1 pseudogene is annotated in these 594 nt (G+C 64.6%); it reads left to right on the forward strand.

Annotated elements, in window-relative coordinates:
• Positions 1–594 (forward strand): annotated as a pseudogene (locus AC1DIS_RS30105) (calcium-binding protein); the annotation flags it as partial.

Here is a 594-nt window from a genome sequence, read left to right on the forward strand (position 1 = left end):
GACCCTCACCGGCAGCGACCAGCTCGACGCCACCGGCAACGCCCTGAACAACGTGCTGATCGGCAACAGCGGCAACAACGTGCTGGACGGTGGCCTCGGCGCCGACGTGATGATTGGCGGCTTCGGCAAYGACACCTACATCGTCGACAACCTCAAGGACACGGTCACCGAAACCAGCACCCTGGCGAGCGAAATCGACACCGTACGCGCCTCGGTGAGCTGGGCCCTGGGCGCCAACCTGGAAAACCTCACCCTGACCGGCAGCGACAACCTCAACGGCGTCGGCAATGCCCTGAACAACGTGCTGACCGGCAACAGCGGCAACAACGTGCTCAACGGTGGCGCGGGGCTGGATACGCTGATCGGCGGCGCCGGCGACGACACCTATATCCTCGACCAGGCCGGCGAACTGGCACTGCTGCAGGAAACCGCCGACCAGGGCCGCGACCTGCTGAACATCAGCTACACCTCGACCCTGGCCAGCAGCACCGTCGACCTCAGCCAAAGCAACCTGCAGAACGTCGAAGATGTCACCGTCACCGGCCTCGGTGCCTTCACCGTGATCGGCAACGACCTGAACAACACCCTGCTCGG

This window comes from Pseudomonas sp. 05N433 (assembly GCF_056396925.1).